We start from the raw sequence: 25,814 nt of genomic DNA on the forward strand, positions 1-25,814 counted from the left end.
ACATTCAACAACAGTCAGCCTATGGTAAGGTTTTATTTATTAGGCAATTAAATCAAAATTCGTCAGCAGGAGAGGGCGTTTCAACGATATCGCTTTTAAATGAAATGTTTTTATTCGCAATATCAATCACAAAGTTATAGTAGGAGTGTTGGTTAACATGGTCTTTTACTAAATCCTCGCAGCCAAAAGTAAGCTGCATATCATAACCAACCCTTAATCGTCCGCTCAATGTTTGCAGATCAAATGCAACAAGCGTAAACACCAGATTACTGATAGTTGATGGCCCGAATTTGGGCTTATTCTCATACTGCAATGCAGATATTAATGAGGGATAAGCGCGGCTATTCGGATTAAATAAAGCCTCTATAAAGCATAGGATATCATCCGGGCCATCGGGCTTACTAAAACCAATCGGTAAAGCGATGTTAAATGATTGCTGCATTACGGCATCCGGTCTTTAAGTTCACGCTCCTTTTCTTTGCCTTCCTCTTTAAGCCGTTTTTTCTCGGCCTTTATTTCTTTTTTGGTTTTACCGGCGGTATCTACATTGTCAATTTTGTATTTATATTCCGCTTTTACCTTCTCAATTTCCTGCTTAAGCCGGGCTTTAATAGCGTCGTTAGTTTCCTCAATCTTCTTTTCCATGGCTGCCTGCGCGGTATCTTTTTTACCAAACAAGCGCTGGAAGAAGTTGGGTTTCTTAGGTTCTTCAAAAACAGGCGTAACGCCTACGCCCGCGGCATCATCATCGTTATCGGCCTGGCGTATAAGGCTGTCTGCTGTGGCGGTATCAATCGGTGCTATCTGGCGGCGTAAGCCTTCGCGTAAGCGTACATTGTAAAACCCGTACGCGTTGCTATCCGGTTCGGTAAGCCCACGTTTAGCCATAAGGCGGCCAATAAGATTAAAATAACCATGCAGCCGCTGCCTTAGGGTGCCGTCGGGTTCAAAAGCGTATAAGCCTGCTTTAGGGTTAGGCACTATACTGGCCAAAAAGATACTTTCGCCAAGCGTAAGCTCTGACGGCGCTTTGCCGAAATAATAATGTGATGCTTCTGAGATACCATATATACCACGGCCCCATTCAATAATGTTGAAGTAAACCTCCAGCATACGGTTCTTACTCATAATGCGGTTGTTCTCAATCAGCCATACAATTAAGATCTCCTCGATTTTCCGTGACAGGGTTTTGTTGCGTGTTAAAAAGGCGTTCTTGATCAACTGCATGGATATGGTACTGCCGCCACGCTTAAATTTCTTTTCTTTAATATCCGTTATGAACGATTTGCGTATAGACTCATCAACAAAGCCCCGGTTGGTATAAAAAGAGGGGTCTTCGGCCGTCATTACCGCGTTGCGTAGGTTGGGCGAAATCTGGTTAAGGGGGGTAAATTCCGGGTTCTCCGGGCCAATAGTATGGGGTGGCATAGGCTTGCCCTTTTCATATGGCACATACACAAATGTTTTGTTGAGTTTGCCGAGATCAACCTTGCCGTATTTAAGTATCCTGAAATCGTTACTCTTTTGCAGGGTTGAGTTAAAAACCATATCATCAATATGTGCCCAGTTGAGATACATATCCAGGCTGTAATTGAGCTTCCCGCTTACCTGTATACCCTCAAGAGATTCAAACATGCCTGTTGGGAACGAGTCGAAAACGTCCTGAGCGTTTTGCCAGTCGGTTTTAAACTTTACCTCGTAGATCTTTACCGGGTTTAGCGTGTATTTTATAAAAGGATGCGCAGAGAGCTTTTTAAGGTGAATAACCGACGAACTATCAAGTGATACAAAGTTGGACCCAACCACAAAATTGGCATCAATAGAGCCATTAGGAACTACAATATCCTGGGTAGATAGCCCCGGATGGTTAAGCAACAGGTTACGGATAGACCAATAGCCATTTATTTTGGTTTCGCCGCTGCTGTGGCTAACATTGCTGAGGCGTGTGGTAATGGTATCGAAATTAAGCTTCAATTTAAATTTCTTTTCTATCAGCGGCAACTCTACTTTTTTTCCCTCCGCATATAGGCGGATATCAATGTCTTTATCAGACGGCACCATTTTCCCATCCACATGCCAGGTAGATTCGCCTTTATTAACATTGATGGTAGAATTAAGCTTTCCATTTTTGATGGAAGCCGTAGTGGTAAGCAAGGTAAGCGTAGTGCTGTCATCCCTAAAACTTGTCAGGAAATTTTTGAGCGAAAGGTTGTCCGGGATTTTATACAATACCTCGTTGATCAGCCTGTTGGAAACATCCGACAGATCAACTTTATGGCCGGTATCGGTTGTATCCTTCTTCTTTTTAAACAGGAAATCGAAGTTTTTTACACCTTTTACACTGGTAAGGTTAAGGTGCCCGTCCTGCAATACTACGTCGCCCAGTTTGATATTGCCAAAAATAAGCGGCAATACTTTTACACTTACATCAAACCGTTTAACAGAAAATAGGCTGTCGCGCTGCTGAGGTACCACGCTGATATTCTCAAAGGCAACTGTGGCCATCCCGGTAAAGCGGGCCGAGCCTATTTTTACATCTAAATTATAATCCCGCTTGGCTTTTGCCGTAGCTTTGCTAATAGCTTTTTGCAAAAGCACCTCACGCTTGCTGTAGGCAACATACCCGCCAATGGCTATCATTACAACTAATACAGCAATAGTGATCAGGGCGATACGGATATATTTGGGGTTGATGTGAAAACGGCGCATAGATGATTTTTGCATCAAAACTAAACTAAATATAATGTGCTGCAAACGGAAGCGATGAGCAAATTGTTTTCTTAACAAACGCAGGCTGCTACCTGTTTTCGTATTTTTGCAGTTAAATAAATATGGAAATCACCAAACAACAAGTACTACAAGCCCTTAGCCATGTTGAGGAGCCCGACCTGAAAAAAGACCTGGTTACCCTTAACATGATCCAGGATATACATATTGATGGTAACAAATTGAGCTTTTCGGTAGTACTGACTACTCCGGCATGCCCCTTAAAAGGGCTGATCGAGAATGCCTGCCGTAATGCCATAGCCCACTTCATCAGTAAGGATATAGCGGTTACCGTGAACATGACCTCGCAGGTTACTACGCAACGTAATACCGGTGTACCCGGTGTTAAAAACATTATTGCGGTAGCCTCGGGCAAGGGTGGTGTGGGCAAATCAACCGTATCGGTGAACCTGGCCCTGGCGCTGTCAAAAGCGGGTGCTAAAGTGGGGTTAATTGATGCCGATATTTATGGCCCGTCCATCCCTATTATGTTTGGCCTGGAAGGCGCGCGCCCTATGGCCACACAGGAGAACGGCAAAACTCGGATTGAGCCTATTGAGAAGTACGGTATAAAGCTATTGTCAATAGGCTTCTTTACCGATCCTAACCAGCCCGTGCCATGGCGAGGGCCAATGGTATCAACAGCGGTTAAGCAGTTGTTTAACGATGCTGATTGGGGCGAACTGGATTACCTGGTTATCGACCTACCTCCCGGTACGGGAGATATACACATCACGGTTACCCAGAGCTTCCCTATTACAGGTGCTGTGGTTGTAACCACGCCGCAGAACGTAGCTCTTGCCGATGCTAAAAAAGGCATAGGCATGTTTATGATGGAAGCCATTAACGTACCCGTGATGGGCATTGTTGAAAACATGGCTTACTTTACCCCGGCAGAACTGCCTGAAAATAAATATTATATTTTTGGTCAGGGCGGCGGGCAGAAACTGGCCGCGCAGCTTGAGGTGCCATTTTTGGGCGAGATACCGCTGGTGAAGAGTATCAGCGATTCCGGCGATGCCGGTAAACCCATTGTGCTGGATGAAACCAGCCCTATGAACCAGGCATTTATGCTGATGGCCGAACGTGTGGCACAACAGGTATCCATCATCAATGCCGAAAGAACGCATGTTTTAAATGCGGTAAATAATTAATATCTTTACTTAAAAGTATATATAAATGAGTTTAAATGATCAGGTGGAAGCGGCGTTAGATACCATAAGGCCTTATTTGGAGGCCGATGGCGGTAACGTTTCTGTTGAAGAAATAACCCCTGAAAACGTAGTAAGGCTTAAATTGCTGGGCTCTTGCGGTTCGTGCCCCATGAGTATCATGACGCTTAAGGCGGGTATTGAACAGGCTATAAAAAAGGCCGTGCCTGAAATAACGGCTATTGAAGCCATTAACCTGACAGCAATGGATGACCCCAATGCTGTGCTTCCGGAAAATTTACGATAGTGTTAAGTTTTGTTAAAAATTGAATTGCCAAAGTACCATGCAGTATTTTTGCTGCCCGTAGATAATAAAACGAAATTCGGCACGTATTTGGTGTGATGTTGAAGACATGAGAAAACTGTTTGGCATAATATTATTTTTACTGTTATCGGTATCGGCCTTTGCGCAAAACAAAGAGAAGCCGCTGGTGCAGTTTAGTGGTATTGTATATAATGCGGATAGTACCAATGTAATTGTTCCTTATGTAACTATTACCAACTTAAGCAATAACAAAAGTGTTGTTATTACCAACTACAATGGCTATTTCTCATTTGTTGCTCATGAGCAGGATACATTGCAATTTACCGCTATTGGATATGCGGCTACTATGGTAACCATGCCTCAGAACGCTAAGAACAGAAGCTATACCACTAAGATTGTGCTTAAGCCGCAAATAACCAACCTGCCGATGGTGAGGGTATTCCCATGGGCTACTACTGATGAGTTCAGAAAAGATTTTGTTAATGCCAAGATAGCGGATGACGACCTGGAAATTGCCCGGAAAAATATCAGCCGTGCTTCTATAACCGCCATGACCAACACCCTGCCACGCGACGCGCAGGAGATACAGGCGGCCAACACACAATCCATGCATAACGAGATACTCAATTCACACTCACGCACCAATCCTTTGCTGAACCCGCTTGCATGGGGTAGCCTTATAAAATCCATTGTAGACGGAGGGGGTAAGTAAGGAGAGGCAAGATATAAGAGTCAAGAATCAAGATAGAATAAAGAAGCCGCTTAATGCTAAGCGGCTTCTTTATTTTATGCAGGCTGATGAGCTAAGTGGCTCTTGATTCTTGACTCTTATGTCTTGATTCTAAAAGACTACCTGCCTTTCTTAGCCGCCGGGAATTTCATGCGGTAATCTACATCAACGGCGCCTTTTGAAATATCGTTCAGTTTCTTTTCTATTAAACGCTTGCGCAGTGGGCTCAATTTATCGGTAAATAATTTACCTTCAATGTGGTCATATTCGTGCTGTATGATCCTGGCAGCCATCCCACTGAAGGTTTCTTCATGGTGTTTCCAGTTTTCATCATAATAGGAAATACTTATAACAGGCTTGCGGCTTACATCTTCGCGTATATCCGGTATGCTCAGGCAACCTTCGTTAAATGACCATTCCTCGCCGCTTTCATCAAGCATGGCGGCATTTATGAAAACCTTTTTAAAGTTTTTTAGCTCCGGTTCCTCATCGTCAAAAGGGGTAGCGTCAACCACAAATAAGCGCATGGACATGCCCACCTGTGGGGCGGCCAAACCTACGCCGCGGGCGCCATACATGGTTTCAAACATGTTATCAACCAGTTCTTTTATATGCGGGTATTCGTCGGGCTCAATCGCAGTCGCTTTTTTACGTAAAACAGGATCGCCGTAGGCTACAATCGGATATTTCATTTTACAAAGGTAAAGGTTTTATTTATTTAGGCTCAAACAACAAGGTTATCATACGGTCATTATCAAAAATTTCATTGCTGATCTCCAGCAACTGATCAGCGGTTACCGCGTTAACTTTGGCAAATACATCTTCAAGCGTATCAATGTGGCCAAAATCCATCAAGCTTTTGGCCATGGAAATAATTAAGCTCATGCGGCTTTCCTCGGCAAGGGCAATTTGCCCTATAAACTTTTCTTTCGCCTGTTTCAGCTGCACCTCGCCCAAGCGGTTATCGCGCAATTTTTTCAACTCGCGCTCTACAAGTTTAGCGGCCTTTGCGGCTTTGCCGGCATCGGTGCCAAAGTATATGGAAAATATACCGGTATCGGTAAGCGAAGTGTAATTAGACTCTATGGTATAGGCAATACCATGCTTTTCGCGTATCTCCAGGTTAAGGCGGTTGCTCATGCCCATGCCCCCCAAAATGTTATTAAGCAACAGCAGGCCATATTTATGCTTATGAGCCGATGGATATGCCCTGCCGCCTATGATACAATGGGTTTGCGCAATGGGCTTTTGCACAACGTAAGTGCCGCTGGCTACAGCTGATGGCGATATACGTTTTTTTTGTTTAGTATTTTCAGCAAGGTGGCCTAAGTACTTTTCGCACATCTTTATCAGCTTCTCAAATTTATAATCTCCGTAAACGGCAAACACCATTTGGTGGGTGTTGTGAGTAGCTTTAATGAATTGATGAATGTCCTGCTGCGAAATAGCCGCAACGGTTTCAGTAGTACCTAAAATATTGTTGCCTATAGGATGGCCTTTAAACAAATACTCTTCAAAATCGTCTTGTATGGCTTCTTCGGGCTGGTCCTGGTAGGAGGCTATCTCGTCAAGGATAACGCCGCGTTCTTTCTCCATTTCATCTTCAGGGAATGTGGAATGGAAAATAATATCTTCAAAAAGGTCAACGGCCCGCTCGAGGTGCTGGTTCAGGAGCGAGGCGTGTATGCAAGTATACTCTTTGGTGGTATAAGCGTTGAGATCGGCGCCCACAAGCTCCAGTCTGTTAAGTATCTGCGTGGTGTTGCGGCGTTGGGTTTCTTTAAACAGCATATGCTCTATAAAATGCGCCAGGCCTTCTTTCCCGGGCAATTCATCACGCGAGCCTGCGTTAAATACAAAGCAACAATGCGTAATAGGCGATGGTGAATGTTTAAAGAGTATGCGGATACCGTTTGATAAGGTATGTATCTGATGGTCTGTCATAAAACGTTCAAAGATAGCGTATAAACATGCAATTTGTTTGCGTTTATGTATGTTTACAATATGAAATTACAAATAGCCGACCTTGAGTTTGAACCCTTGTTTTCGCATGAGGCGATACAACAACGAATAGCCGAAGTTGCACAAGATATAAATAACGATTTTGAAGGCCGCCAGCCGGTTTTTGTTGGCGTACTTAACGGCAGCTTTCTGTTTATTGCCGACTTGGTACGCGAAATAGTAGTGCCCTGCGAGGTTACATTTGTAAAACTGGCTTCCTATTTCGGCGGAACATCAAGCACCCGGCAGATAAGGGAAGATTTTGACCTGACCATAGATATTAAAGACCGCGACATTATCCTGATAGAGGACATTATTGATACCGGCAATACCATCAAATTCCTGATTGAGAAACTACAAGTGCGCCAGCCCAGATCAATAACCGTTTGCAGCCTGCTGCTAAAACCTGAAGCTATTGAACACAGCATAGAAGAGCTGCGCTACGTAGCCTTTCAGATCCCAAACAAATTTGTGGTAGGTTATGGACTGGACTATCGCGAGTTGGGTAGGAACTTGAGGGGAATATATCAGAAAGTGGGGTAAACTACGCCCAAATTACCCGCATTTCTTCCAATATTTCTAAGGCTTCTTGTATAGTACTAACCCTGTCTACACTTAAGCGCAAGGTGTTTTTTACCTCTTTAAGGTTGGTACGCCTTGGATTACGCTGCACAAAGTTCAGTACTTCGCGGAACTCATCGGTTTCAAAATAGGGAGATTGCTGGTTGCTCACAAAATACCCGCGCAACACATTGTTCTTAAGCGATAATTTCTCAAAGCCGATGGCTTTACCTAACCACTGCAGGCGTATAGAGTTGAACAACTCGTTTACCTGGTGCGGAATAGGGCCAAACCGATCATGCAGCTGCTGCTGAAATGCCTGTAATTCTGTTTCGTTTTCCAGTTTGCTTAGTTCGGTATACAGGTTGTAACGCTCGCCAATGTTGGTTACGTACTCATCGGGTATCAGTATTTCTTGGTCGGTATCTATCTGGGTGAAGCTGATATACGGTTTCGGCTTTTCTTCAGGGAAAACACCTTTAAACTCATCTTCCTTAAGCTCTTGTATGGCCTCGTCCAGTATCTTGTGGTACATCTCGAAGCCTATCTCCGCTATAAAGCCGCTTTGTTCGGCACCCAGCAGGTTACCGCTGCCGCGGATGTCCAGGTCACGCATGGCCACGTTAAAGCCGCTGCCGAGGTCACTAAATTCTTCTATGGCGCTCAATCGTTTACGAGCCTCGTTCGTCAAAGTGCTCAACGGTGGACTCAGCAAGTAACAAAATGCCTTCTTATTACTCCGCCCCACACGGCCGCGCATCTGGTGCAGGTCGCTCAGGCCGAACATATGGGCATGATTGATAATAATGGTATTGGCGTTCGGGATATCCAACCCGGCCTCAATAATGGTGGTAGCCACCAATACATCGTACTCATGGTTCACAAACTTTAGCATCACATCTTCCAGCGCGTCGCCGTCTAACTGGCCATGGGCAATACCTACACGGGCTTTGGGTACCAGTTTATGTATCAATGCACCTAACTGCGGCAGATCGGCCACGCGGTTATGGATAAAGAACACCTGGCCATCGCGCTCTATTTCAAATTGTACTGCATCTTTTATCAATGTATCGTTAAATACATGTAGTTCTGTAACTACCGGCTGCCTATTAGGCGGCGGGGTAGAGATAATGGAAAGGTCGCGTGCGCCCATCAACGAGAAGTGCAGTGTACGCGGGATAGGCGTAGCCGTAAGCGTAAGCGTATCCACATTGGCGCGCATTTGTTTCAGCTTTTCCTTAACGGTTACGCCAAACTTCTGCTCCTCATCAATGATCATGAGGCCGAGGTCTTTAAACTTTACATCTTTGCTAACCAGGCGGTGTGTGCCTATAATGATATCTACTTTTCCTTCTTTAAGCTTTTCAAGTGTTTCCTTGATCTGCTTATTGGTTTTAAACCGATTGATATAATCAATATTAACCGGGAAGCCCTTGAGGCGGTCACTAAAGGTTTTGTAATGCTGTGCTGCCAATATGGTAGTAGGTACAAGTATCGCCACTTGTTTGCTATCTGCAACGGCTTTAAATGCGGCACGTACGGCTACCTCGGTTTTACCGAAACCCACGTCGCCGCATATGAGGCGGTCCATCGGGTGCGGCGACTCCATGTCCTTTTTAAAGTCGGCAGTTGCCTTTTCCTGGTCAGGTGTGTCCTCATACAAAAACGAAGCCTCGAGCTCGGTTTGCAGGTAACTATCGGGCGAGAAGGCATTGCCGCTTTGGGCCTTACGCACCGCGTAAAGCTTTATGAGATCACGGGCGATGTCCTTAACTTTTTTTTTGTTGTTTTCTTGAGGCGCTCCCAGGTATCGGTCCCCAGCTTGTTCATGCGGGGGGCGGTGCCTTCCTTTCCGCTATATTTGCTGATGCGGTTAAGGGAATTAATGTTCACGTACAGCAGATCATTATCGGCATAAACCAGGCGGATCATCTCCTGCGTTTTGCCGTTCACCTCTACTTTCTCCAGACCCGCGTATTTACCAATACCGTGGTCAATATGGGTGATGAAATCGCCCGGCTTTAGGTCTCGCAGTTCTTTCAGCGTAATAGCCTGCGAGCGTTGATAGCCTTTTTTAAGTTTATACTTATAGTAGCGGTCAAATATCTGATGGTCGGTGTAGCAGGCCAGCTTTTGCTCCCGGTCAATAAAGCCTTCGCGTATTGAAGTGTTTACCGGGGTGAACTTCACGGTTTTGTCAAGGTCGTCCAAAATAGCGTATAGCCGCTCTACCTGCTTGGCCGAATCGGTAAGAATATAGTTCTCTATCTTCTCTGCCTCGTTGTTCTTAAAATTATGGATAAGCAGGTTAAAATCTTTATTGAATGATGGCTGAGGGCGCATATCAAAATTAACAGCCTCGGCATCGTTATAAAAGAACTGCTTGCCAAACTCTACCAGAGGAAAATCATGTAATTGATCGGCGATCAGTTTTTCATCGGTAAACGCGAATTTAGGATCTATCCATTCCGGGTTTTGTGTCTTTTCTTCAGATGAAAGCGCTTTCCATAAGGCGGTAGCTTTTTTGTGCCCGCTTTGGATAATGTCTAAAGTAAATTGTACATCCTTTATCCATACCTGGGTGCCGGCTTCTACGTATTCAAGTAGAGAAATATTATTTTCAGTTAGAAACTTTGATTGTACGTTCGGTACAACCGTTATCTGCTTTACCTGTTCAACAGATAGCTGGCTCTCGATCTCAAAAGTGCGGATAGATTCTACCAGGTCACCAAAAAATTCTATACGATAGGGTAGATCGTGCGAGAATGAGAAGATGTCTACAATACCACCACGAATAGAGAACTGGCCGGGCTCATAAACAAAATCGACACGCTCAAAATCATATTCAACCAAAAACTCGTTGATAAAATCAATGCTGAGCTTATTGTTAATACCTATCTCGAGGGTGTTCTTTTCTAATGAAGAGCGGTCTATCACCTTTTCGGCCAGTGCCTCAGGATAGGTTACGATCAGTTGGCCATATTCAGTGGAGTGGTTCAGCTCATTTAACACCTCGGCACGGGCCAGCACATTGGCGCTGTCCGGCTGGGTAAATTCAAAAGGCTTACGGTACGATGAAGGGAAAAACAAGACGTCTTTACCGGTCAAATTCTCCAGGTCTGATAGGAAATAGGCAGCTTCTTCGCGTTCGGGTAGCACAAATATCATGTGCTTATGTTGTAAAAAATACAATGCAGTGGCCATGGCCGCATCTCCCGACCCGACTAAACCTTTTAGCTGTACTCTTGGATTTTTGCCGGCGTTTAGTGCCTTTGCCAGCGTGGTGATCCGTTCATCAGCCTTATATCGCTCTAAAATATCCCGGATGTTCAAAACGGTGCAAATATACGGTAAATAAGCCTTTCGGCCGTTATGCAATCAATTATCATAAATAAGAGCAAACAATTTGCGTATATGTTTACTTTTTAATGATATTTTGATATGTGACACATTTACTAATCCTATACAAATGAAGAACTCAGTAATATTCGGATTAATCATCGGCGTACTCAGCATCATCTGGCTTTTTATTATGCGAGGCATGGGTTACTATATAACCGATAACCAGACAGCGCCAATAGAATATGTCTCGGGCCTTATTCCCTTGATCGGCTTATTTTTCGGCGTTAAGAACTTTCGCGATGGTGAACTTAAGGGCCAGATGGGTTTTCTGGAAGCCTTAATACAAAGCTTTAAGATATTATTGGTAGGGGGTGCGCTTGCCGTATTCAGCAGCATTGTATTTATCAACTGGTTTAATAATGATGCCAGCAGTGCCCGTACTTTTGAAAGTTTTAGCGGCCGTATTTTTGGGGCTTTGTTGGTTGGTGTTATTGAAGCTTTTGCTGTATCTTTAATACTGACAACAAAAGCAAAGCGCGTTGATTAGAACTGTATTTAGAAAACATTTCGAACTGATATTTTGGATAATGGCTCTGGTATGCCTGGCGTTAACAAACCCGGCAGCCCAGGGCCATTTTAGTTTGTGTCCTCTAAAGCTTTTGGGTATTGCCTGGTGCCCGGGATGTGGTTTGGGGCATGCCATTTCGTTTTTATTGCATGGCGATCTTAAAAGTTCTTTCCAGGCGCATTGGCTGGGTTTGCCGGTATTATTAGTGTTGCTTTACCGTATAATTACTTTAGGTGCCGCCGGGCGATACCGGTTACGGTAATGGTCGGTAAAAATATCCGGTGGTTTTCGCCGAGCATTTAGCCGCGCTTACCGAGGCTTTTAGTGTCACCGCCTATTTTGTATAGGCTGATTTTTAGTACGATATTACCTTTACATCATCAATCACAAACAAATACTAAATATCATGAACGCATATAACCCATACCTGTCATTACCAGGCATCACCACAGAAGAGATGGCCTTTTTACACCAGGCAACCAATGACCTTACCGATAGCCAAAAGCAAAGCTTTTATATGGTTTATTCTGGTAAAAGAAAAAGCGCCCAGGATGTATTGATCTTCACGCTTATCGGTTTTATTGGCATAGCCGGCGTACAGCGCTTTATGTTAGGGCAAACGGTAATGGGCTTGTTATATTTCTTCACGGCAGGTTTCTGTTTTATCGGTACCATTGTCGATCTGATCAATCATCAGTCATTGGCTAATGAATACAACCAAAAAATGGCTTATGAAAGCTTTCAGATCGTGAAAATGGGCGGCCCTTACTAAACACAATTAATAAACGACATAAACTCTTAACACCATGAAAACTCAGAATAAACAAACCACGCATAAATTAGTATCAAAATTTGATAAAGAGCTCATGAACATTTTGCTTGGCGACCTTAAAAAGGTTAAAAAGCAAAACGGATAAGCCGCCCTATATCTACCCAAACCTTTACAATTTAAAAGGCCAAAACAGCTGTAAGTATTGGAAACCCGCTAACGAATCAATATTGTTTCGGGTCGCTCCAAAGAAAATATTACAACTGTTTTGGTCTTTTTGCGTTTTATACCCAAGCCTAAAGGTATTAGTTACCTTTAAATAAAATTTAACGTGAAGTGATATGGGGTTATTTTCTAATATAAAGAGAGCGTTTTCCGGAAAAGAAAATGAGGTAGATGTGAATAAACCCGTTACTAACCCGGGTTTAAAGAAAGCCATAGAGGGCTTTTACCGCGAAAAAACGGAGGCTAATCTTCAGCTTTTTGTGAAGGAATTTAAGCGGGCCAACTTCCTGATGATCGTATTAAACGAAGGCCTGGTGTTTACGCCAACAATTGAAACCGGAAGCGGTGTTTTTGAAAAAGGCAGCACCATCAAATTCTACCACATTGTTGATACGAACGAAAATGCATATTATCCGCTTTTTACGGATTGGAATGAAATTGACTTGTGGTTTAAAACCCGGGAAGGGTTTTCGGGCTTGATCTCTCCGGCCATGGAAACTATGCAATTTATATTAGACGCCCCTGGCATCAGCGGGCTGGTGATCAATCCCGCGTCTGACAATTGGATGATGACGCGCAAACAAATAGAGCGCTTCATTCAAGAAAACAAAGAATAACTTTTTTAAAAGATACGCTGTTGTTACCTTAGTAAGCTATGAAACTATCTCAACTTACATCCTATCTGGAAAGCCTCGCCCCATTAGCATACCAGGAAGACTATGATAACAGCGGCCTTATAGTTGGCCATCCCGATCAGGAAATTAATCAAGCCCTGGTATCGCTTGATTGTACTGAGGCCGTGGTAGACGAAGCTATTGCCACCGGCTGCCAGGTGGTTATCTCTCACCATCCTATTGTATTTAAGGGACTTAAAAAGTTTAACGGAAAGACATATGTGGAGCGGGTTGTTGAAAAAGCCATCAGGCATAACATAGCGCTTTATGCTATACATACCAACCTGGATAGTGTAATGGATGGTGTTAACGCTAAAATATGCGATACGCTGGGCATAACCAATACGCGTATACTAACGCCGCGGCATGGGCTGTTAAAAAAGCTGGTAACTTTTGTGCCGGTAGAACAGGCCGAGCAGGTAAGGAAAGCACTGTTCCATGCCGGCGCGGGCCATATCGGCAATTACAGCGAGGTGAGTTTTAACGCCGGGGGCACAGGTACCTTTAAGGCAGGCGAAGGTAGCAACCCCTATGTAGGAGAGGTGGGTATGCGCCATAGCGAAGCCGAGGTGCGTATAGAAAGTATTTATCCGGCTAACCTGGAAAGCAAGATCATTATGGCGCTGGTATTGGCTCACCCTTATGAAGAGGTGGCTTATGACCTGTATAGTTTAACTAATCAAAATCAGCAGGTAGGCAGCGGGATGATCGGTGAACTGGAAGAAGCTATGGATGAAGCTGATTTTTTGGCCGGGATAAAAGCTTCTATGGTTTGTAAAGTAATAAGGCATACCGCATTGCTGGGAAGGCGGATTAAAAAAGTAGCGGTTTGTGGAGGCTCAGGAAGTTTTTTACTAAAGCATGCGATAGCCGCCGGTGCCGATGCTTTTATAACAGCAGATTACAAATACCACGAGTTTTTTGATGCCGAGGGAAAAATAGTGATCGCGGACATCGGACATTTTGAAAGTGAGCAATTTACACAGCAATTATTATGCGAACTTATTCAGAAAAAATTTAGTAACTTTGCCATCCGTTTAACAAAAGTGAATACAAACCCCGTCAAATATTTTATTTAATGGAACAAACCATAGAACAAAAGCTTAAAGCTTTATACGAACTGCAAACCATCCACACCAAAATTGACAAGATACGCCAGGTTAGAGGTGAGCTGCCTATGGAGGTTGCCGATCTGGAAGATGATGTAGCTGGTTTGGAAACAAGGATTCAGAAAATAAAAAACGAGCTTGACGATCTTGAGGATGAAATTGTAACCCGCAAAAACCTGATAAAAGACGCGCAGGCTAACATAAAAAAATACGAAGCTCAGCTTAACGATGTAAAGAACAACCGTGAGTATGATGCTATATCAAAAGAAATAGAGATACAGGGCCTTGACATACAGGTAAGCGAGAAAAAGATACGTGAATATGGTTACGAGATAGCTTCAAAAACTACCATTTTTGAAAAAGCTCAGGCAGATCTTGATGCCCGCCGCGCTGATCTTGAAGCAAAAAAGGAAGAGTTGGGGACTATTACTGCCGAAACAGAAAAAGATGAAACGGAGCTTACTGCACAAGCCGAACGCGCACAGCAAAATATTGAAGAACGCTTGCTAACCGCTTATACCCGTTTGCGCAAAAACGCTAAAAACGGTTTGGCCGTGGTAACTATTCAGCGCGATTCATGCTCTGGTTGTTTTAACCAGATCCCGCCTCAGCGTCAGTCTGATATACGCCAGCGCAAAAAGATCATTGTTTGCGAGCATTGCGGCCGTATCCTGGTTGATGAAGTAATGGCTTTAGAAGAAGAACAAGCTAACTAAATAATAAGCTAAGAATACTGGGAGCCTCCTTTTGAAGGGGGCTTTTTTATTGCCTGAAAAAAGGGCGTGCTGTTTATCAGATAGTTAAATTTCAAATAAATTTTCCTGGCTGGTTATATAGTTTAATTTTACAACAGAGAAGAACAGTGTATGGGATTACCGCTAAGAATAACATTTAACGATCGGGATTACGTTTACCAGATCGTCAACAGCAACTTAATTAACAAGAACACCACAGAACTTGAGCTCATGCTCAATGGCGAAAAGCTGCACCTGATAAAAGAGAACAGTGTTTGGCGATTGCGTGAGTCAGAGCCGGTTTTAGATCCTGAGTTTGTGCAAGCATTAGGCAGGTCGGTATCGTTAAGGATGAGGATGTAAGGTGCCTTTGTCATGCTGAGGAACGAAGCATCTGGCAGTATTTATTGCCACCTAAAAGATTCTTCGCTATCGCTCTGAATGATATGCCAATGATTAAAACATACTCGTCTGTTTCCCTCCCTTAGGCGTAAATAAACTTAGATCATATGCAGGCATTTCCCGGCCGGCTAAAAAACGGACACACGCCATCCGGTATAATTGATGGATAGAATTAGCAACATGCCCATCGCCGCTCATACGGCGACCAAATTCACTGTCATTCAAGTTGCCACCATGGCATGCGCGTATCATATTCAAAATTTTATCGGCCCGGTCGGGGTAGGCTTTATGCACCCAATCTGTAAAGAGTTCGGCAATCGCTCCATTGAGCCGCACAATGGTAAAGCCAGCCGAAACAGCGCCGCAATCGGCTGCGGCTTTAATAATATCCGGTATTTCATTACTGTTTAACCCGGGTATAATAGGGGCTACCATCACCCGGCAGGGTATGCCATTATCTGACAATTTTTTAATAACGGCCAGTCGCCCCGCGCCGGTTACGGTACGCGGCTCAAGCTTCTGCCTAACAGACTCGTTAAGCGATGTTATGGAAACATTTACATGGGCAAGCCTCATGCGTGCCATATCGCTCAAAATATCTATATCTCGCAGCACCACATTGTTCTTGGTAATAATACTTACCGGGTTTCGGTATCGGTGGAAAACTTCGAGCAATGAGCGGGTAATCTTTAGCTTTCGCTCAATAGGTTGATAGCAATCGGTGTTGCCTGAAAGTACAATAGGCGTTGGCTCATAACCTTTTTTGTTAAAATGCTTTTCCAGTAATTCGGCGGCATTGCGTTTCACAATAATTTTCCGCTCAAAATCGAGCCCGGCGCTAAAACCATAATATTCATGGCTATTACGGGCATAACAATAAATACAACCGTGTTCGCAGCCCTGGTACGGGTTTATAGAAACAAAATGACTCAGATCAGGGCTGTTTGATTCGCTGACTATCTTTTTGGGGTTTTCTTCAAAAAGTTGCGTGTGGGTATTTTCCAGCATTTGCTCATCAAGGCCCTCTTCGTGTTCTCGAACATATTTATTTTTAATAAAGCGGTTGTGCGTATTTACCTGGGCTCCTCTCCCTTTAAAATATTCCGGGTTATCCTCATGCGACATAACACAAATTTGCTAATATTATTAGCAACATGCAATTTAATGTGACAATAATTGAGTGCATCTGTAACAGCAAGTTTATGAGCGCTATATTAGCCTAAGTATCCAATAAAAAAACAAAAAGCTCCTTTGGCCCATGGGCGCCAAGCACAAGTGTTTTTTCAATATCAGCTGTACGGCTTGGCCCGGTTACATGTGTGATCATAGATGGTAGGCGGTTGCCATATTTTTCCTTCATAAGCTTAAAGCCATCTTTGATATCAAGCACTATCTGCGAAGAATAAGCCAGTACAATATGTACCGGCGGATATATACTTAAACGCCTGCCTGCAGCATGGGCATTAGATAGCAGGATGGTACCATTGCGGGCAACAAGCGCTTCGCAAAGGGTAAAGCCAACATCAGCCAGTTCAAAGTCCTTATCCGTTTCGTAAAAAGGATATTCATATTGCTTTAGTATTTCCTGCAGGGCAGGCTCCCAGCAATATATCTTGTGCCATTTGCGTTCATGAGCCAATTCGAGCAGGTTCTCAATAAATTGTATCTCATTTTCGCAGTATACAAACTGTCCGTTTATGGCGGTAAATTTTTCAGCGAATAATACCTCAGGTACTTCTGCTACCGGCGGGTACATGGGTTGTTCCTCTAGGTTGGGATAGGGGTTATCACGTTTCTCTAAAAGCGCTTTACGAACTTTTTTTAAAAGCTTTTCTTTAGATGTGGTGATGTCTTTCATGTATATGAAAAAATAAAGCCACCGGCACGGCCGGCGGCTTATTAGTAGCTTTTATTTCTATTTACCTTCCGGCGTCTCAATGTTTGACGCTTCGGGGTTAATTACACTTTCAGGAATGGCATTGTTGTCAGGCGTAAGCGTGTTATCACCATTAACAAATTTGTCATAAGCGGTACGGTGTTCAAACGGGCGTTTACCCAATAACTCTTCCAGGTCTGCCTGGAATAATACCTCTTTCTCTAATAATTTCGCTGCCACTTTTTCAAGTCCTTCACGGTGTTGTGTAAGCAGATCCTTGGTTTTGCTGTAGATCACATCCACCAGCTTGCGTACTTCAGAGTCAATTAGTTCTGCTGTAGTATCCGAGTATGGTTTGTTAAACTGGTTTTCGCCATGCGGGTCATAGAACGATAGGTTACCTACTTTTTCGTTCATGCCATATATTTTCACCATACCATAGGCGAGGCGGGTAATGCGCTCCAGGTCGCTTAGCGCGCCGGTGGTTATTTTACCAAAAACAATATCCTCTGCAACACGGCCACCCATAGAGAGAATCATATCATCCATCAGTTCTTCCTTGGCTACAAGAAAGCGCTCGTTAGGCAGGTATTGCGCATATCCCAGGGCGGCAACACCGCGCGGTACAATAGATACCTTTACCAATGGATCGGTATGCTCCAGGAACCATCCTGCAATGGCATGGCCGGCTTCATGATAAGCAACTACGCGCTTTTCTTCAGGAGAGATCAAAGTATTCTTTTTCTCTAAACCACCTATCACACGGTCAATCGCGTCCTGGAAGTCCTGCATATCAACGGCTTCTTTATTTTGGCGGGCTGCTATCAGTGCTGCTTCATTACACACGTTAGCAATTTCGGCACCGGCAAAGCCAGGAGTTTGGGCCGATAGCTTTTTGGCATCAACATCCGCAGCTAACTTTAAAGGTTTTAAGTGTACTTTAAAGATCTGCTCACGGCCGTTAAGGTCCGGTTTGTCAATAGATATTTGCCTGTCAAAACGGCCGGGTCGTAATAAGGCCGAGTCAAGCACGTCGGGGCGGTTGGTTGCTGCAAGTATGATAATACCGGAGTCGGTACCGAAACCATCCATCTCCACCAATAACTGGTTCAGGGTGTTTTCACGTTCATCATTACCGCCAACAATATTGTTTTTACCACGTGCACGGCCAATGGCGTCTATCTCATCAATAAATATAATACAAGGGGCTTTGTCTTTCGCTTGTTTAAATAAATCGCGTACACGGGAAGCACCCACACCCACAAACATCTCCACAAAATCAGAACCTGATAATGAGAAGAAAGGCACATGTGCTTCACCGGCTACAGCTTTAGCTAAAAGCGTTTTACCAGTACCCGGCGAGCCAACAAGCAGGGCACCTTTGGGTATTTTACCACCCAGATTGGTGTATTTTTTAGGATTTTTAAGGAAGTCTACAATTTCCATTACTTCCTGTTTAGCCTCTTCAAGGCCGGCAACATCATTGAAAGTAACTGTAACCTGAGCCTCTTTATCAAATAACGTAGCTTTTGATTTGCCGATATTAAATATCTGACCACCGGGGCCGCCTCCGGCACCACCACTCATGCGGCGCATAATAAACAGCCATACACCAACCAGCAACACCGCCATAATAATGCACTGAACCAGCCAGTTGCTTAACAGGTTTTCCTTGCCCTGCTCATATTTTATCGGTGTTTTTTCCGCATCGGGCAAGTCTTTCTCTGCTGCGGTGAGTGATTGTTTTAAGCTTTCGTAGCTGGCATCAGTAAAATAATACTGAGGCCCATCATTGCTCATGGCAAAGCTGCGCTGCTGTTTGTTTACATCAGCATATTTGGGTTTGCTAAGGCTGTCTTTCTTAATGTAAACATCGGCTTTCACCAGGTCGCCTTCTTTATAGGCAGTAATATGGTCAACATCATGCGCCTTAAGCATGGTGTTGCTAAACGTCTGGAAATCTATTTGCTTGCCGGTGCTGCCTCCCCATATGGTTGGTATTACAAACAAACCAATAATTAATATGGCATATAGCCACATCAGGTTAAATTTAGGAGGCTTTGGGGTAGACTTTTTATTAGGTACCCTGCGAAGGGGTTTTTGACTATCGGTTTTCTTGTCTTTAATTTCCATTTTATTCAAGCTCAATTGGCTGTAAATTAATTTAGTGGGGCACGAAACGGTTTTGAGCTTTTATTAGGCGCTTTTGTAGCTTTTAATTTCAGCGTCGCCCCAAAGGTCCTCAACGCCGTAATACTCACGTTTATCTGTCCTGAAGATGTGTACAACTACATCAACATAATCGAGCAGTATCCATTCTCCGTGTTCTAACCCTTCTTTTCTCCAGGGCTCTATTTGCAATGCTTTATATATCTCATCTTCTACACTGCCGGCAATTGCCTTTACCTGCGTAGTTGAATCAGCGTGGCAAACTACAAAATAGTCTGCTACCGAGCTGTTGATATTTCTTAAGTCGAGCCTAACCAGGTCATTTCCTTTTTTTTCCTGCATGCCGTGTATGGCAAGCTCTGATATATAAGCCGACTCATTTATTACTTTACTTTTTACCATTAAAAAGATTTAGTTTTGAACGATTTTAGTTTTTTAAATATTGTACGTTGCAAAATAACATATTTTCAGGATTATTTGTTGGACAAAATTTAGTGGAGCTCAAAGAAGTTGACTCAACAAATACATTCCTAAAAAACATGCTGTCAAATTCCAAGCCAGTACCAGAAGGTACGGTCATTATGGCAGAAGATCAGTTTGCAGGCCGCGGGCAGCGCAATAATAGCTGGCATGCCGAGCCCGGGAAAAATTTAACTTTCAGCATTTTATTAAGGCCATCTTTTTTAAACGCGCACCAGCAATTTGATTTAACCCGTGCGGTAAGTATGGGAGTATATGACGCATTGTACCCCCTGTTACGTGACAGTCTTAAGATAAAATGGCCCAATGATATTTATTATCAGCATAATAAACTGGGTGGTATGCTCGTTGAGAACGTGCTAACAGGCTCGCAGATCAAATATTCGGTTGTGGGGATAGGGCTTAATGTGAACCAGGAGCATTTCCCTGTTAGCGCAGGTAGCGCCACATCCATCAAAAATATATTGCATAAGAATTATGAATTAAAAAATATATTAGCGGAGATTTGTAATCATACCGAAGCATGGTACCTTAAACTAAAAGCCGGAAAGTATACCGTATTAAGAGATACGTATGAAAGCCGGTTATATGGGTTAAACCAAAAAAGATGGTTCAAGTCCAACGGTGAGATATTTGAAGGCATAGTATCCGGGGTTAAGGAAGAGGGATTGCTGATTGTTGAGCAGGCCTCTGGCACGCGACATTATCAATTAAAGGAAATAGAATTTTTAAACAAATAATAATGAAGAAGTTACTTTTAGCGGTTGCCGCGGTGTTTTTATTTTCAGTTGGGGCTAAAGCACAAATAGAGTCGCACGTTACCTGGGCATTCGCCGCAAAAAAAACAAGCGCTACTGAGGCTACTGTATTAATACGTGCTACTATTGATAAAGGCTGGCATGTTTACTCGCAAAACGTAAAAGAAGGCGGGCCCGTAAAAACATCTTTTACTTTTGACCCATCAAAAGAATATACCCTGGTTGGTAAAACCATTGAGCCAGCACCTATAAACCGATACGAAAAAGCTTTTAGCATGAATGTAGGCTTTTTTGAAAACTCGGTGGTTTTTCAGCAAAAAATTAAGTTGAAAGCTAAAGCTACTACAGTTACCGGTAAACTGGAATTTATGACCTGTAACGATTCAAAATGCCTTCCCCCAGACGAAGTTAAGTTCAGTATACCGGTTAAATAAATTTATAATACCTCGCAAAAATGACACCTGCAACAGGCCGCGGCCTTTTACGCTATACGTTTATAATTATAGCGCTGTTTTTTGTTTTCACTACAGGCCGTGTATCAGCCGCTCAAACTGCTGCCGATACGGTTTCAACCGGCGATGTGCAGTTTACCGAGGCGCCCTCGGCTTCACAGCAATTGGCACAAAACAAGAAAAAGGCTGATTCTGTTGCCAAAGCAAAAGCGGATTCTGCTAAAACTACAGTGAAAGCAGCGCCAGTTGCAAGCGGTACGGATTCGCCTAAAAGCCTGTGGCAATTATTTATTATAGGCTTTTTAGGTGGTTTTGCAGCGTTTTTATTACCGTGCGTTTACCCTATGCTGCCATTAACAGTAAGCTTTTTTACTAAAAGGGGCGGTAGCCGCGCCAGTGCTATATGGCAATCATGCCTCTACGGCATATCCATCATATTTATTTATGTGGTTTTTGGGTTGCTCATTACCATTATTTTTGGCCCGGCCGCATTAAACGGCTTGGCAACTAATGGTATTTTCAACCTTTTCTTCTTCCTGATGCTGATAGTATTCGGCGCGTCTTTCCTGGGGGCTTTTGAAATAACATTGCCCAGTTCTTTGGCAAACAAGCTGGATGCTAATTCTGATAAGGGCGGTTTTGCGGGTATCTTCTTTATGGCTGCTACGTTGGTGGTGGTTTCGTTTTCGTGTACGGGGCCGGCTATTGGCGGGGTGTTATCAAGTGCTTTTACCAAGGGCGACAGGCTTGCGCCGGCTGTAGTGATGTTCGGGTTCTCATTAGCTATCGCTTTACCATTTACCATATTTGCCACCTTTCCATCGGCGCTAAAAAGCTTACCCAAGTCTGGCGGATGGCTTAACAGTGTAAAGGTTATTTTAGGCTTTATTGAAATAGCGTTCGCGTTAAAATTTCTGTCGAATGTTGACTTGGCCTATCACTGGAACCTCATTGACAGGGAAGTGGTACTTTCTATATGGATAGCCATTGGAGTGTTAATGAGTTTGTACCTTATTGGCAAGATCAAATTTTCACACGATAGCGATGTGCCGCACCTCAGCGTAACCAGAACCTTTTTTGCTATGGTGGTAATAGCATTTACCTTTTATATGATACCGGGCTTATGGGGCGCACCATTAAAATCAATAAGCGCATTGTTGCCGCCATTGAGCACGCAGGATTTCGACCTTTCGTCGGGTGCGGGCTTTGCAGCAAGTGCCGCGGCAACCAATACTACCACTATTAAAGACAAGAAATACGAAGAATTATTTAAGCGACTGCCCAAAGTTAAAGGCCTTGACGACTGGTATGATTATGACCAGGCCGTAGAAGTATCAAAGCAGTTAAAAAAACCTATCCTGATAGATTTTACCGGCTGGAATTGTGTGAACTGCCGCTTGATGGAACAAAATGTATTTCCGAACCCGGAGGTTTACAAACGCCTGAAAAATGAATTTGTAATGCTCCAACTGGTGATAGATGATAAGACCGAGCTTGCTAAAGAGGAGCAGGTTGAATCGGCCGTGTCGCCGGGTAAAAAAATAACTACACTTGGCGGTAAATGGCTTGATATGGAAGTTGCCAAATACAACTCTAATGCCCAGCCGTATTACGTGATTATTAACGAGAAAGGCGAAACGCTGGTTCCGCCTCAGGGCGCCAACCAAAATATAGCGGAGTTTGTAAAATACCTCGATAGCGGCATTGCGGCTTATAAAAAGTAAGTTCAAACTAAAAAAATAATGTAACTTCGCGCTTGCTTTACCAATAACACTTATCATATGTGTTTAGTAGAGTACCTCTTTTGTATAGACTTTTAAAGCGCCTTCTTACAAAATGACGCAAATAAAAAATATAGGACTTTTTACATCTGGCGGTGATGCCCCGGGCATGAATGCCGCCATAAGGGCGGTAGTAAGATCTGCCTATTACTATGGTATAGAAGTAACCGGTATCCGTCGCGGTTACGAGGGGATGATCAATGGTGAGCTTTTCGCGATGGACCGTAAATCGGTTGCCAACATCATACAAAGGGGTGGTACTATCCTTAAAACTGCCCGTAGTGAGCAATTCAGAACTCCAGAAGGCCGCAAATTGGCCTATGATCAGTTAAAAATGCATGGTATTGACGCGCTTGTGGCCATTGGTGGCGACGGTACTTTTACCGGCGCACGTATTTTTGGTAACGAGTACGATATACCTGTGGTAGGCCTGCCCGGCACCATTGATAATGACCTTGCCGGTACCGACTTTACCATAGGCTATGATACGGCCATTAATACCGTGATTGATGCGGTAGATAAGATACGTGATACGGCAGAATCACACGATCGTGTGTTTATAATCGAAGTAATGGGGCGCGACTCGGGCCTTATTGCTTTGCGTACAGGTATCGCATCGGGTGCGGAAGCGATCATTATCCCGGAAACGGAAACCAACATAGGCGCTTTGTGCGAAAGGCTGGAGACCGGCCGTAAGGACAAGCTATCTAAAATTGTTATTGTTGCAGAAGGTGACGATGCAGGTGGTGCTTTTGAAATAGGGCGCCATGTAAAAGAACGCTTCCCACATTATGATACCCGTGTTTCTATACTTGGGCACATCCAACGTGGTGGCCGCCCTTCGTGTATGGATAGGGTATTGGCAAGCCGTATGGGTGTAGCCGCAGTTGAAGCTTTACGCGACGGTCACCGTAATGAGATGATAGGTATTGTCCACAACGAAATTACCTACACGCCATTTGAATATGCTTGCAAGCACGTAGAGGAGATCAATCCGAACCTCTTAAAAATAGTTGAAATCCTCTCCATATAGAAAAAGGCCACTTTTAAGTGGCCTTTTTCATTTTTAGATAATTTGTCTGTCTCTGAAATCAATTCTATTATGTTCATTGGGTAAAAAAGCATCATTCTGTTTCCTGTTTCTTTAATTAGTGCCTTATAAATGTCGGTTTTTTCGCATTTATACGGGATTGTAAATTATTTTTTATTGAAATATTTTTATTTATATGTGTTTATATAAATAAAATTAAAATTTTATTGCATTTATTATTATAAATTTGATATAATTGTTTAAATAAAAATGATTTATTGGTTTTAAGTAGCGTTTATTTATAGGAAATCAATTATATCTATTATTTTGATGATATAATTTAGATAAATGCTATAAAACAGAAGATATATAACCCTTATTAACTACTAACTAACGATTAATTAACTAAACTCTTCACTTTAAATTAAAAAAATGAAAAAAGTTGTACCCTTTCTCATTCTGGTTGTAGTTGTGGTACTTGCCCTTTTGTATCCGGGCAACACCGCAGCGGCTAAACCTGCTACTTTTGACAAGGCAGACATTGCATGGTTGCTCATCTCCACAGCGCTTGTCTTGTTAATGACACCTGGCTTGGCATTCTTTTATGGTGGTATGGTGCGTAAAAAGAACGTAATTTCTACCATGCTGCAAAGCTTTGTGTGTATGGGGCTCATTACCATTATTTGGGTGGTGTTTGGATTTAGTATGGCTTTCGGAGATGACATTGGCGGCGGCTTTTTAGGCAACCCCAAGAGCTTCTTTATGATGCAGAATACCATTGGTGTGGCTTGGGGTACTATCCCGGTGATCCTTTTTGCCATGTTTCAGCTAAAGTTCGCGGTAATTACTCCGGCTTTAATAACCGGGGCATTTGCCGAACGTATCCGTTTTAACTCTTATTTGATTTTTATAACACTTTTTATTGTAATTATTTATATACCTCTTGCGCACGCTACCTGGCACCCACAAGGCTTTTTCTTTAAATTAGGTGTGCTTGATTTTGCAGGCGGTACAGTAGTACACATGTCTGCAGGCTGGGCGGCATTGGCTTCAGCACTTTATCTTAAAAAACGAACTGACCTGCCTGAAACACATGCGCCGGCACGTATCAGCTACGTAATATTAGGTACAGGTTTACTTTGGTTCGGCTGGTTCGGCTTCAACGCGGGCTCTGCCTTGGGTTCTGGCGAATTAGCAGCTACTGCCTTGGCTACTACCACAACCGCATCTGCAGCTGCGGCCATGTCATGGATATTCTTTGATATGCTCAGAGGTAAGAAACCATCTGCTCTTGGTGCATGTATAGGCGCTGTTGTTGGCCTGGTAGCGGTTACGCCTGCTGCCGGTTATATAACCGTTTCCAGCTCGTTAATTGTGGGTATCGTATCAGCCGTGGTAAGTAACCTGGTGGTTATATGGAGAAGCAAAACAAGTATTGATGATACACTCGATGTATTCCCTTGCCACGGCGTTGGCGGTATGATGGGTATGTTGCTTACCGGTGTATTTGCCACTAAAACAGTAAACAGTGCAGGTGCTAACGGCCTTTTCTATGGCGAAACAGGATTGTTTGTTAAACACCTTATTGCGCTTGTAGCGGTATCCGCTTTCGCTTTCATCGGCTCGTTTATCCTGCTTAAGGTTACAGACCTTATTAGCCCGCTTCGTGTTACTCCGGAAGAAGAGATAGCAGGCCTGGACATTTCTCAGCACGACGAAGAACTATAGTATACAAACTTAAACTATCATACTAACTAACTACTACTAACGGAAAAGGGATGCGTAAGCATCCCTTTTTTGTGCATATAGATGTAAATGTGTGCGTTTAAGCCAACAGATCACAGTAGATTATAACTGTAATAAATGCGTTGTTAGTGATACTAATTATAACAACAAAGCGCCCCGGAGATA

The 25,814-nt window shown here is 43.4% G+C and carries 24 protein-coding genes and 1 pseudogene; 16 read left to right on the top strand and 9 right to left on the bottom strand.

What is annotated here, in order from left to right:
* Positions 1 to 52: 52 nt before the first annotated feature.
* Both CKK33_RS04445 and CKK33_RS04450 read right to left on the bottom strand, forming a co-directional pair.
* Positions 53 to 442 (bottom strand): hypothetical protein, encoded by a 390-nt coding sequence (locus CKK33_RS04445; RefSeq protein ID WP_095702953.1) that lies wholly within the window; start codon positions 440 to 442, stop codon positions 53 to 55.
* Positions 442 to 2,724: a biosynthetic peptidoglycan transglycosylase gene (locus tag CKK33_RS04450; protein WP_233138144.1), complete on the bottom strand. Its 2,283-nt coding sequence runs from the start codon at positions 2,722 to 2,724 to the stop codon at positions 442 to 444. Before CKK33_RS04450 ends, CKK33_RS04445 begins: the two co-directional genes overlap by 1 nt.
* Before the next feature lie 107 nt (positions 2,725 to 2,831).
* Between CKK33_RS04450 and CKK33_RS04455 the strand changes: the two genes are divergently transcribed.
* From CKK33_RS04455 to CKK33_RS04465, 3 genes are all read left to right on the top strand, one after another.
* Positions 2,832 to 3,920 (top strand): Mrp/NBP35 family ATP-binding protein, encoded by a 1,089-nt coding sequence (locus CKK33_RS04455; RefSeq protein WP_095702954.1) that lies wholly within the window; start codon positions 2,832 to 2,834, stop codon positions 3,918 to 3,920.
* Positions 3,921 to 3,945: 25 nt separating this feature from the next.
* The gene (locus tag CKK33_RS04460; RefSeq protein ID WP_095702955.1) at positions 3,946 to 4,224 is read left to right on the top strand and encodes a NifU family protein; all 279 of its coding nucleotides are present in this window, start codon (positions 3,946 to 3,948) and stop codon (positions 4,222 to 4,224) included.
* A gap of 106 nt (positions 4,225 to 4,330) precedes the next feature.
* A complete protein-coding gene (locus CKK33_RS04465) occupies positions 4,331 to 4,954 on the top strand; it encodes a carboxypeptidase regulatory-like domain-containing protein (protein ID WP_095702956.1) in 624 nt (207 codons plus the stop codon).
* 137 nt (positions 4,955 to 5,091) lie between these two features.
* Here CKK33_RS04465 and def read toward each other — a convergent pair whose 3' ends face one another.
* Together def and CKK33_RS04475 are read right to left on the bottom strand one after the other, a co-directional pair.
* The gene (gene def, locus CKK33_RS04470) at positions 5,092 to 5,664 is read right to left on the bottom strand and encodes a peptide deformylase (RefSeq protein ID WP_095702957.1); all 573 of its coding nucleotides are present in this window, start codon (positions 5,662 to 5,664) and stop codon (positions 5,092 to 5,094) included.
* Between the two features lie 22 nt (positions 5,665 to 5,686).
* Complete coding sequence (locus CKK33_RS04475; RefSeq protein ID WP_095702958.1) at positions 5,687 to 6,916, bottom strand: pitrilysin family protein; 1,230 nt, start codon at positions 6,914 to 6,916, stop codon at positions 5,687 to 5,689.
* A 60-nt stretch (positions 6,917 to 6,976) separates the two neighbouring features.
* On the opposite strand from CKK33_RS04475, the gene hpt reads away from it, so the two are divergent.
* The gene (gene hpt, locus CKK33_RS04480; protein ID WP_095705745.1) at positions 6,977 to 7,516 is read left to right on the top strand and encodes a hypoxanthine phosphoribosyltransferase; all 540 of its coding nucleotides are present in this window, start codon (positions 6,977 to 6,979) and stop codon (positions 7,514 to 7,516) included.
* Between the two features lies 1 nt (position 7,517).
* Here hpt and mfd read toward each other — a convergent pair.
* Positions 7,518 to 10,867: pseudogene (gene mfd / locus CKK33_RS04485) on the bottom strand (transcription-repair coupling factor).
* Between the two features lie 136 nt (positions 10,868 to 11,003).
* Between mfd and CKK33_RS04490 the strand changes: the two are divergent.
* From CKK33_RS04490 to CKK33_RS04520, 7 genes are all read left to right on the top strand, one after another.
* Entirely contained in the window at positions 11,004 to 11,423 is a 420-nt protein-coding gene (locus CKK33_RS04490; protein ID WP_095702959.1) for a DUF4199 domain-containing protein, read from the top strand.
* Between the two features lie 40 nt (positions 11,424 to 11,463).
* A complete protein-coding gene (locus CKK33_RS04495) occupies positions 11,464 to 11,706 on the top strand; it encodes a DUF2752 domain-containing protein (protein ID WP_095702960.1) in 243 nt (80 codons plus the stop codon).
* Between the two features lie 144 nt (positions 11,707 to 11,850).
* The gene (locus CKK33_RS04500) at positions 11,851 to 12,216 is read left to right on the top strand and encodes a TM2 domain-containing protein (RefSeq protein WP_095702961.1); all 366 of its coding nucleotides are present in this window, start codon (positions 11,851 to 11,853) and stop codon (positions 12,214 to 12,216) included.
* Between the two features lie 338 nt (positions 12,217 to 12,554).
* A complete protein-coding gene (locus CKK33_RS04505) occupies positions 12,555 to 13,055 on the top strand; it encodes an SseB family protein (protein WP_095702962.1) in 501 nt (166 codons plus the stop codon).
* Positions 13,056 to 13,093: 38 nt separating this feature from the next.
* Positions 13,094 to 14,191, top strand: a complete 1,098-nt coding sequence (locus tag CKK33_RS04510) for a Nif3-like dinuclear metal center hexameric protein (RefSeq protein ID WP_095702963.1) — start codon at positions 13,094 to 13,096, stop codon at positions 14,189 to 14,191.
* Positions 14,191 to 14,937, top strand: coding sequence for a zinc ribbon domain-containing protein (locus CKK33_RS04515; RefSeq protein ID WP_095702964.1), 747 nt, complete (start codon positions 14,191 to 14,193; stop codon positions 14,935 to 14,937). Before CKK33_RS04510 ends, CKK33_RS04515 begins: the two co-directional genes overlap by 1 nt.
* A gap of 150 nt (positions 14,938 to 15,087) precedes the next feature.
* Complete coding sequence (locus tag CKK33_RS04520; protein WP_095702965.1) at positions 15,088 to 15,318, top strand: hypothetical protein; 231 nt, start codon at positions 15,088 to 15,090, stop codon at positions 15,316 to 15,318.
* A 93-nt stretch (positions 15,319 to 15,411) separates the two neighbouring features.
* Here CKK33_RS04520 and CKK33_RS04525 read toward each other — a convergent pair whose 3' ends face one another.
* From CKK33_RS04525 to rsfS, 4 genes are all read right to left on the bottom strand, one after another.
* Positions 15,412 to 16,482 carry a PA0069 family radical SAM protein gene (locus CKK33_RS04525; RefSeq protein WP_095702966.1) on the bottom strand — a complete coding sequence of 357 codons (1,071 nt, stop codon included), beginning with the start codon at positions 16,480 to 16,482 and terminating at the stop codon, positions 15,412 to 15,414.
* A 94-nt stretch (positions 16,483 to 16,576) separates the two neighbouring features.
* Positions 16,577 to 17,215, bottom strand: coding sequence for a lactate utilization protein (locus tag CKK33_RS04530; protein WP_095702967.1), 639 nt, complete (start codon positions 17,213 to 17,215; stop codon positions 16,577 to 16,579).
* Between the two features lie 57 nt (positions 17,216 to 17,272).
* Positions 17,273 to 19,366: an ATP-dependent zinc metalloprotease FtsH gene (ftsH, locus tag CKK33_RS04535; RefSeq protein WP_095702968.1), complete on the bottom strand. Its 2,094-nt coding sequence runs from the start codon at positions 19,364 to 19,366 to the stop codon at positions 17,273 to 17,275.
* A 63-nt stretch (positions 19,367 to 19,429) separates the two neighbouring features.
* Complete coding sequence (rsfS, locus tag CKK33_RS04540) at positions 19,430 to 19,804, bottom strand: ribosome silencing factor (RefSeq protein WP_095702969.1); 375 nt, start codon at positions 19,802 to 19,804, stop codon at positions 19,430 to 19,432.
* 92 nt (positions 19,805 to 19,896) lie between these two features.
* Between rsfS and CKK33_RS04545 the strand changes: the two genes are divergently transcribed.
* From CKK33_RS04545 to CKK33_RS04565, 5 genes are all read left to right on the top strand, one after another.
* Positions 19,897 to 20,622 (top strand): biotin--[acetyl-CoA-carboxylase] ligase, encoded by a 726-nt coding sequence (locus CKK33_RS04545; RefSeq protein WP_255404595.1) that lies wholly within the window; start codon positions 19,897 to 19,899, stop codon positions 20,620 to 20,622.
* A gap of 2 nt (positions 20,623 to 20,624) precedes the next feature.
* On the top strand, positions 20,625 to 21,074 hold the full coding sequence (locus CKK33_RS04550) for a protein-disulfide reductase DsbD N-terminal domain-containing protein (protein ID WP_095702971.1): 450 nt from the start codon (positions 20,625 to 20,627) through the stop codon (positions 21,072 to 21,074).
* A 20-nt stretch (positions 21,075 to 21,094) separates the two neighbouring features.
* A complete protein-coding gene (locus tag CKK33_RS04555; protein ID WP_095702972.1) occupies positions 21,095 to 22,816 on the top strand; it encodes a protein-disulfide reductase DsbD in 1,722 nt (573 codons plus the stop codon).
* A 112-nt stretch (positions 22,817 to 22,928) separates the two neighbouring features.
* Positions 22,929 to 23,906 (top strand): 6-phosphofructokinase, encoded by a 978-nt coding sequence (pfkA, locus tag CKK33_RS04560; protein WP_095702973.1) that lies wholly within the window; start codon positions 22,929 to 22,931, stop codon positions 23,904 to 23,906.
* A gap of 429 nt (positions 23,907 to 24,335) precedes the next feature.
* Complete coding sequence (locus CKK33_RS04565) at positions 24,336 to 25,631, top strand: ammonium transporter (RefSeq protein WP_095702974.1); 1,296 nt, start codon at positions 24,336 to 24,338, stop codon at positions 25,629 to 25,631.
* Positions 25,632 to 25,814 lie beyond the last annotated feature (183 nt).

It is taken from the genome of Mucilaginibacter sp. MD40 (genome assembly GCF_002288635.1).
In the GTDB taxonomy this organism is placed as follows: Bacteria; Bacteroidota; Bacteroidia; order Sphingobacteriales; family Sphingobacteriaceae; genus Mucilaginibacter.